Annotated in this window: 7 protein-coding genes; 1 reads left to right on the forward strand and 6 read right to left on the reverse strand. The window is 44.1% G+C overall.

The genetic code is table 11. The features are described from left to right. Positions 1-73 precede the first annotated feature (73 nt). The gene (locus RDS42_RS10575; protein WP_308783641.1) at positions 74-553 is read left to right on the forward strand and encodes a hypothetical protein; all 480 of its coding nucleotides are present in this window, start codon (positions 74-76) and stop codon (positions 551-553) included. Between the two features lie 102 nt (positions 554-655). Here the strand turns inward: RDS42_RS10575 and RDS42_RS10580 are convergent, their stop codons facing one another. The 6 genes from RDS42_RS10580 to RDS42_RS10605 all read right to left on the reverse strand — a co-directional run bounded on the left by RDS42_RS10580 (position 656) and on the right by RDS42_RS10605 (position 6677). Further along, positions 656-1333: a hypothetical protein gene (locus RDS42_RS10580; RefSeq protein ID WP_308783642.1), complete on the reverse strand. Its 678-nt coding sequence runs from the start codon at positions 1331-1333 to the stop codon at positions 656-658. 138 nt (positions 1334-1471) lie between these two features. After that, complete coding sequence (locus tag RDS42_RS10585) at positions 1472-2056, reverse strand: ANTAR domain-containing protein (protein WP_308783643.1); 585 nt, start codon at positions 2054-2056, stop codon at positions 1472-1474. Positions 2057-2088: 32 nt separating this feature from the next. Then, positions 2089-3300 carry a glutamine synthetase family protein gene (locus tag RDS42_RS10590; protein WP_308783644.1) on the reverse strand — a complete coding sequence of 404 codons (1212 nt, stop codon included), beginning with the start codon at positions 3298-3300 and terminating at the stop codon, positions 2089-2091. 18 nt (positions 3301-3318) lie between these two features. Then, a complete protein-coding gene (locus RDS42_RS10595; RefSeq protein WP_308783645.1) occupies positions 3319-4041 on the reverse strand; it encodes a glutamate synthase in 723 nt (240 codons plus the stop codon). A gap of 36 nt (positions 4042-4077) precedes the next feature. Next, a complete protein-coding gene (locus RDS42_RS10600; RefSeq protein ID WP_308783646.1) occupies positions 4078-5583 on the reverse strand; it encodes a glutamate synthase-related protein in 1506 nt (501 codons plus the stop codon). Then, positions 5580-6677 carry a hypothetical protein gene (locus RDS42_RS10605; RefSeq protein WP_308783647.1) on the reverse strand — a complete coding sequence of 366 codons (1098 nt, stop codon included), beginning with the start codon at positions 6675-6677 and terminating at the stop codon, positions 5580-5582. Before RDS42_RS10605 ends, RDS42_RS10600 begins: the two co-directional genes overlap by 4 nt. Positions 6678-6924: the final 247 nt, after the last annotated feature.

The following is a 6924-nucleotide window of genomic DNA, read 5'->3' on the forward strand; positions in this document are numbered from 1 at the left end:
AACGAAAAAAAGACTTTTGTTTTGATACAATAACCATATCAAAGCAAAAGACTTTTTTTAGGAGGGTACGATCATGAAAAAAACAAAAAAATTAAAACCGGTTCTTATAGGTTTTGCAATGCTTCTTGGTCTGGCGGCAGCAGGATGCGTACATGCGGATTCTAAGGATAGAGGATTTACAGATTTTGCACACATTGAAAAAGAATATCTGGAAAGTATTGAAAAGCTGGACTGGCCGGAAGGTACGGAACTTCCGGAAAAACTGGAAGGTGAAGATACAGGCGCATCTTTTCAGACAGGTTATGGAGATACAAGAGCTTCCCTTTTATGGGAATATACATGGATAAAAGAATGGCTGGATACGTATCAGACAGAGCCGGAACAGGCAGAGGAGGCGTTGAAAAAACTGGAGACCGCTTTTGATATGCCTTATATGGGAGAGGATCGCTGCGACGATGCAACCAGAAGATACCTTCGTGAAAATATCAGAAAGGCAAGGGAAGGAAATCCATCCGGATTTATGGAAAGTATCCAGGAGGATCACGCAGACTGAATCATTTTTTGCCTTTGTGGTTATAATGGGAGAACGAGGACTGTAAGAACAGTCAATAACCGCCAACTTCTGAACAAAAAAGTTGGCGGTTGTATTTTTGTGTCAATAGGTACTGTTTTTTTCTGAATTTTTACGAAGGGCCAGCCACATGGTAATGAAAATGATTACATACACCACCATTCCAATACCGGCAGATTCACGGGCAAATATAGTAGAGAGATTCAGTCTGGCCTGTTCTTCGCCAACCTCGGCTACTGCGCCGGAATATTTTTCTAACGCCCAATCCAGTTTAAAAAGATAATAAAAGATCATTCCGACATAAAGAGCAAGAGTACCGCCTATAATTCCTGCATAAAGATTTAAGGAAGGCTTCCAGGAGGAGATTCTCTGTTTTGCGGCAAAATAAAACAAAAATATCATTACCGCGCATCCGAAAAGCAGCAGAACCACTTCCATAACAAATATAGAAATTATGGTGTTTCCGCTTTGGCGGACAAACATTTCTGTGACAGCGTCGATTCCTGTTTTTAATAACGTGGCAGCTGCGCCCAAAATGGCTGCCTGACCAAAGACCCTGGAATAACTGTCAATATTTTGAGCATATTCCCGGACTGCCACGTAAAGAGCGCCGGTGTAAAGGAACCACCACAGCAGAGACAGCAGGAAGTACTGATCGAAATATCCCCATGCCATGTAGGGAACACGGACAGTCACTTTGGAAAAAACTCCGAAGCACATAGTTGCTGCAATGACAATGAAAACATCTTTTCTGTTATCCATGGATAAACCTCCTCTAGTGTATGTGAGAAAACAGAACGGCTGTATGTGAGTCGGCCTTGACAGAGTTATTTTATTTCTGTCAGAAGTATAACGAAAAGCAGCATACGGATTCAGAATAGGCAAAAGAAATATGTAAAGTCAGCTATAGGTTTTAATAATTTCTTCGGCAATGGATCTCTTGGCAATACAGCGATCCATTGCCTGCTTTTCTATATACCGGTGTGCTTCCGGCTCACTCATGGAGAGTTCGCTGATCAAAAACCATTTTGCCCTGTTTACCAGACGGATTTCAGCCATTTTTTCTTCGATGGATAAGGATTTCTTTTCAAACCGTCTTAAGCGCTCACGGGAGCTTTCCATCCAGTTCAGCGCTTGGAGAAGAAGAGATTTAGAGGTAGGTTTGGAAAGTGTAAATACACCATATTCAGCGACTTTATCATGGATGTCAGTGTAAATATCCCGTTTCACTAAAAGCAGAACGGCAATTTGTCTGGAGGAACAGAGATCAATTGCAAAACTAGTACCAGTATCATCACACAGAGGCGAATTAATAATAACAAAGTCGAAAGCCTTTTCTTTTAAGATCCGTTTCGCTGCACTGATGCTTGCGGCAGTATGGACAGGATGATATCGGACTTCAGGTATAGAACCAATAAAGGCAGAGGAAAAATGGTCTGTTGAAGACACAATGAGAATACTATATGCACGCTCTTTTAGACTCATTTTGTTTCCTCCTTCCTTTAGATCCTGTTAAATTATTGTCTGCAATAAATGCTTAAGATACTTTCTGGTATATGTTTCTTAATAAAAGAACTGCTTGAAGCAGCCAAACAGGCAGCTTTGAAATCTCCCGGAAGCTGTTTAAAGTTTGCCAGTGTATTTTTGTCTGCCCGATACAGATTAATATCGGCAGGAGCCGGAAGCTCTGTCTTATTATGTATTCCATCAAGAACTGCATAAATTATCAAAGAAAATGCCAAATATGTGTTCGTAGATGGATCTGGAGAACGAAGCTCTACACGCTGATATTCGCCCAGCGCTGCGGGAACACGGACAAGCTGGGAGCGATTCTCCTTTGACCAGGAGATATAAAGAGGAGCTTTATTTTGTCCAAAACGTTTATAAGAATTTTCAAGCGGATTCAAAAAAAGGGTCATCTCTGAAATTTTATCCAGAAGTCCGGCAATCATAGCATCCATATGATTCACTTCATAAGCAGACTTAACGGAAATATTGATATGAAATCCGTTTCCAGGCTGATCGTGAAGCGGTTTAGGACTGAAATCGGCGTAGAGTCCGTTTCTCAGTGCAATGGCTTTTACCACAGTTTGGAAAGTTAAGGCATTGTCCGCTGCCGTTAAAGGGTCAGAGTAACGGAAATCGATTTCATTTTGTCCGGGTCCTTGTTCGTGGTGGGAGCTTTCCGGACGGATTCCCATCTGTTCCAGTGTCAGGCAAATTTCTCTTCGGATATTTTCTCCTTTGTCTTCCGGGGCTATATCCATATATCCTGCATGGTCGTACGGAATTCTGGTAGGTTCACCAAGGTCGTCTAAGCGGAAAAGATAGAATTCCTGTTCTGTACCGAAAAAAAATTGCAATCCTTCTTCAGAGGCTGCTTTAACGGCCTTTTTTAAGATCATACGTGAATCATATTCAAAAGGGGTTCCGTCTGGATAAGTGATATGGCAGAACATACGGACTACACTGCCTTCTTCTGGTCTCCAGGGCAGAGGCATCAGGGTGTCCGGTTCCGGGTGGAGAAACAGGTCCGAACGAGTCTCATCCCCAAAACCATCAATGGCGGATGCATCAATAGCGATACCGTAAGCAAAAGCTCTTGGAAGTTCGCCAGGCATGATGGATATATTTTTCTGTTTTCCGAAAACATCACAGAAGGCTAAACGGATAAACTTAACATCTTCTTCCTGGACATACTGTATAATTTCTTGTTGGGAATATTTCATATTGCAACCTCTTTCTCGTTAATTTGCTACATACATCTGTTTATATGGATTTTTGCTGTCCGGTGTGACCAGGGTAAACGGAGAGGAAAGAATGGTTTCCAGGTCGTATTGGAAATCATTGCAATATTCTTTCAGATTCTCCATGATTTCCTTCATGTCTTCCAAAGACGCAATGTCTGCCGTAACCTGAGGAGGAAATTTCAGATTCCTGCAGTCCCCTCGCAGGAACAGCTTTCCGCCGTGCATGCCTGTGCAGGGGAAATTACCGACGATTGGACGATGGGCCGTCTGCAGACCCAAAACTACAAGTATGCCTCCGGCCTGGTATTCTCCCAGAAAACTGCCGGCACATCCGCCGATGATCATTACAGGAATCTTGTCCTTGTATGCTTTCATATGAATTCCTGCCCGGTAGCCTGCATGGTCGCGGACATATATCCTGCCGCCTCTCATGGCATATCCTGCCGCGTCACCGATACTGCCGTGAATCAGGATTTTTCCTGCATTCATAGTATCGCCTACAGCATCCTGCGCATTGGCATTTACGGTAATGCTGGCATCATTTAAGTAGGCGCCAAGGGCATTTCCGGAAATTCCATTGATGGTAATATTCCGGTCAGACATTCCGGCTCCGATGAAGCGCTGCCCGCAGCAGCCATTGATTACATAATCGTGTTCCGGTTGCCGCAGGAATTCATTTAAAGTTTTATAATCCAGAGCAGCAGCATCTATTACTTTCATAGTATAACACATCTCCTTAATAAAATGGTATGGTTTTTATTCTCCGGCATGGGAAATACCGAGGATTTCCAGTTCTTTTTCATTTAGTCCGATTCCGCGGAGCATAAGGCGATTGCCCCGGAGGGCTTCAATAGAGTTGATTCCCATGCCGCCCATGAGTTCTTTGATCTCGTGTTTCCATGCAGTCATCAGATTTACAAGCCGTCGGCTTCCTGTTTCCGGATTCAGTCTCTTGACAAGTTTGGGACGCTGTGTGGCAATACCCCAGTTACAGTTGCCGCTCTGACAGGTACGGCAGAGATGGCATCCCAAAGCCAGCAGTGCGGCTGTTGCAATATAACAGGCATCTGCACCAAGGGCAATGGCTTTTACTACATCAGAAGCACTTCGTATGCTTCCTCCCACCACGAGAGAAACATGGTTGCGGATTCCTTCATCACGAAGCCGCTGATCCACTGCTGCCAAAGCAAGTTCCACAGGTATTCCCACATTGTCACGTATTCTGGTAGGGGCAGCACCGGTGCCTCCCCGGAAGCCGTCAATAACAATAATATCGGCACCGCTTCTGGCGATTCCGCTGGCAATAGCTGCTATATTATGGACAGCGGCTACTTTTACGATAATTGGTTTTTTATATTCTGTGGCTTCCTTTAGAGAATACACCAGCTGCCGCAGATCCTCAATGGAATATATATCATGGTGAGGGGCAGGAGAGATGGCATCAGAGTTTTCCGGGATCATCCTGGTGCGGGATACGTCCCCTACAATTTTTGTTCCGGGAAGATGTCCTCCGATTCCTGGTTTAGCTCCCTGCCCCATTTTGATTTCAATGCCGGCTCCGGCTTTTAAATATTCCTCATGGACACCAAAGCGTCCGGATGCCACCTGTACAATAGTATTTTTGCCATAACAATAAAAATCCTCATGGAGTCCCCCTTCTCCTGTATTATAAAGAATTCCAAGCTCCGTTGCTGCAAGCGCCAGGGATTTGTGCGCATTATAACTGATGGAGCCATAGCTCATGGCAGAGAACATGACAGGCATAGAGAGCTCCAGCTGAGGGGGAAGGTCACAGTCTAAGGTGCCGTCTGCCATCCGGTGTACATGATCTGGTTTTTTCCCAAGATAAACCCTGGTCTCCATAGGCTCACGAAGAGGGTCGATAGGAGGATTGGTTACCTGGGAAGCATTGATTAAAATACGGTCCCAATAAACAGGAAGAGGATTTGGGTTTCCCATAGAAGAAAGCAGAACTCCGCCGCTGTTTGCCTGTTTGTAAATCTCTTTCATAGTAGTTTCTGACCAGTTGGCATTTTCACGGAAAGTACAGTTGCTTTTTACTATTTTTAAAGCTCTGGAAGGGCAAAAGGAAACACAGCGCTGACAGTTTACACATTTGCTTTCGTCACATTCCATCTGTTTAGTTTTGCTATTATAGGAATGCACGCCATTTGCACATTGCTGTTGGCAGATGCGGCAGGAAATGCAGCGGCTGTTATTCCGGATCACTTCAAATTCAGGGTAGATAAATTCAATACTCATAATAACACACCTTCCTTTACTGTTACGATAACCGGCTCGCCGCCAGCGGGAGCCCAGATATTTCCGGCATCCGGCTCCATGGCACGGATGGCTGTTTCTTCACTGGCGATATAAACCATATCTTCTTTTTCTCCTACGACCATAGAGCGGAGCTTCAGGCGGTCATTAAGCGCCATAAGCCCCCCGTTAAAACCGAAAACAATAGAGAAAGGTCCGGTAATCAGAAGGCTTGGAAACAGAGTTCGTAAGTAAGTGTGCTTTTTCTGGTCTGCCAGATCTGTTTTTGATGCGATGGTGCTCCAAAACGGGGCGGCAATTACGCTGGCAGCCTCTCCAAGAGTAAGCCCCTGCCTGCGGAGCAGATAGTCTAAAATATAGGTAATGACTTCCGTATCCGTCTGAAGGGTACATTTATATCCAAACATTTCCATAGACCGGCGGTTGGCATCATAGGAAGAAATTTCTCCGTTATGTACAACTGAAGAATCCAGAAGAGTAAAGGGGTGTGCTCCTCCCCACCAGCCGGGGGTATTGGTAGGATAACGTCCGTGGGCAGTCCAGGAATATCCCTGGTATTCGTCTAATTTATAGAAAACACCGATGTCTTCCGGATATCCGACTGCTTTGAAGGTGCCCATATTTTTTCCGCTGGAAAAAACATAAGCACCCGGCATTTCCGTGTTGATCTTCATCACAGTATGTACCACGTATTCCTTTTCATCCAGCTGCATGGATGTCAGAAGGGATTTTAAAGGAGCCACAAAGTATCTCCAGATAATGGGTTCATCTGTAATCTCAGGTATTTTTCTGGTAGGGATGATTTCCGACTGTACGATTTCAAACCGTTCCTTTAAGAACACCTCACATTCTTTTCGGGCAGCCCGGCTGTCAAAAAACATATGGAACGCATAAAATTCTTTATATTCCGGATAAATCCCATAACCGGCAAAGCCGCCTCCAAGACCATTGGACCGGTCATGCATGGGTTTCATTGCATTAGTAATGGTTTCCCCGGACACTCTGTTTCCTGCTTTGGAAATCATAGCTGCAATGGCGCATCCTGAAGGAATCCGTACCTGACCTTCTATTTTCATTTTCCTTTACCGTCCTTTCCTTTTATCATATAAAAATAAAGGCGCCCATCTTAAAAGCAGAGAATTTCTGCTTCTTAAATGAACGCCTTTGCTCATATGCATATTTATACAACGATTAGAAATGATTGTCAATCACAATTTGCAGTATCTTTCGTGGATTTGGATACAGGCAAAATATTGTACTTATAAAAATACAAAAAAGGAATTGACAAAAAGGTTTGTCCGGTGTTATCATGCAACACGTAAA

The sequence above is a fragment of the uncultured Blautia sp. genome, from assembly GCF_902497045.1.
Lineage (GTDB): Bacteria > Bacillota > Clostridia > Lachnospirales > Lachnospiraceae > Blautia_A.

Bases quoted from the DNA above. Each gene is read 5' to 3' on its own strand.
- RDS42_RS10590 (WP_308783644.1), bottom strand. From the start codon at position 3,300: ATGAAATATTCCCAACAAGAAATTATACAGTATGTCCAGGAAGAAGAT.
- RDS42_RS10575 (WP_308783641.1), top strand. From the start codon at position 74: ATGAAAAAAACAAAAAAATTAAAACCGGTTCTTATAGGTTTTGCAATG.
- RDS42_RS10600 (WP_308783646.1), bottom strand. From the start codon at position 5,583: ATGAGTATTGAATTTATCTACCCTGAATTTGAAGTGATCCGGAATAAC.
- RDS42_RS10585 (WP_308783643.1), bottom strand. From the start codon at position 2,056: ATGAGTCTAAAAGAGCGTGCATATAGTATTCTCATTGTGTCTTCAACA.
- RDS42_RS10605 (WP_308783647.1), bottom strand. From the start codon at position 6,677: ATGAAAATAGAAGGTCAGGTACGGATTCCTTCAGGATGCGCCATTGCA.
- RDS42_RS10595 (WP_308783645.1), bottom strand. From the start codon at position 4,041: ATGAAAGTAATAGATGCTGCTGCTCTGGATTATAAAACTTTAAATGAA.
- RDS42_RS10580 (WP_308783642.1), bottom strand. From the start codon at position 1,333: ATGGATAACAGAAAAGATGTTTTCATTGTCATTGCAGCAACTATGTGC.